The 1030-nt window shown below is 69.2% G+C and carries 1 protein-coding gene; it reads right to left on the reverse strand.

Annotation, left to right across the window (positions count from 1 at the left end; genetic code table 11):
• Window positions 1-20: 20 nt before the first annotated feature.
• A complete protein-coding gene (locus tag AC08ON_RS13400) occupies window positions 21-887 on the reverse strand; it encodes a class I SAM-dependent methyltransferase (protein ID WP_476607848.1) in 867 nt (288 codons plus the stop codon).
• Window positions 888-1030: the final 143 nt, after the last annotated feature.

The following is a 1030-nucleotide window of genomic DNA, read 5'->3' on the forward strand; positions in this document are numbered from 1 at the left end:
AAGTTCCCGCGCCCGTAAGCTCAGGCCGGGGGGCGCCGGCCCCAGGCCGCGATGATGCTGGGCCCGAGGTCGAGGAAGTCGGGATCGGCGAGCAGGGCCAGGGCCGAGTCGAGATCGGCGCGGGTGAGCAGGCCGCTGGCGACAAGGTAGTCGGCGGACTGGCTGAACGTCGCACGCCACAGGCGCCCGATCTCGTTGGAGCCGCCAACCGGGTAGTACGTGGCGTGCAGACCGGCGTCGACCAGGCCCGCTCGGGTCAGCGGCACCGGCAGCGTTCGCCCCCACCACAGGTCCGACCCGATCGACGACGCCATCGCCTGGCCGATCGCCTCGAAGGCGTGCCGGAATCCGTCGTGCGGTGACGAGTCAACCGGGGACAGCGCGAGATCCTCAGTGACCAGCCAGCCGCCCGGGGCCAGCCAGGAGACCAGCCGCCGCAGTACCTCCTCACGCTCGGGGATGTGCATGAGGACGGTGCGGGCATGGATGAGGTCGAAGGAGCCCGGCTCGAAGTCGTGGGTGCGCACGTCCGCTTGGACGATCCGCAGGTTCGACCGGCCGGTGTCGTCGAGGAAACTCGTGCTCACGTCGACCGCGGTCACCTCCCCGCCGGGGAACCGGTCGGCCAGCCAGTAGGCGACCGAACCCGCACCGGCACCGATTTCCAGGAACCGCCCTCCATCTGCGATTCCCCGCGCCTCGAGAACGGCGTGCGTGGCCGGGTCCACCTGTGATTCCAGCAGTTGCAGCCGACTGAGTTCCGTGGAGATGTCGTGGCTGAGGATGCCCTGGACGTATCCGACCGACGCGTCGGTCTCGGAACGCTGCGCAGCGACCACGTCTCGCGCCGGCGCCAAAGCCGCATCGAATTCCGTTGTACTGGTCATCGTCTCCCCTGGGCATGGTTCTGGGCCGGCTCCTGGCGGTCGCGGCCAAGTCCTAGACCTGTTGCGGACCAGCTCCGGTCCGGCACGGCGGTACCGATGTCTGTGCGGTTTCCACCATCGTACCTGGTTCCCCAGGGCTGCGC

The sequence above is a fragment of the Frankia sp. CoWAU3 genome (assembly GCF_977971855.1).

Bases quoted from the DNA above. Each gene is read 5' to 3' on its own strand.
- AC08ON_RS13400 (WP_476607848.1), bottom strand. From the start codon at position 887: ATGACCAGTACAACGGAATTCGATGCGGCTTTGGCGCCGGCGCGAGAC.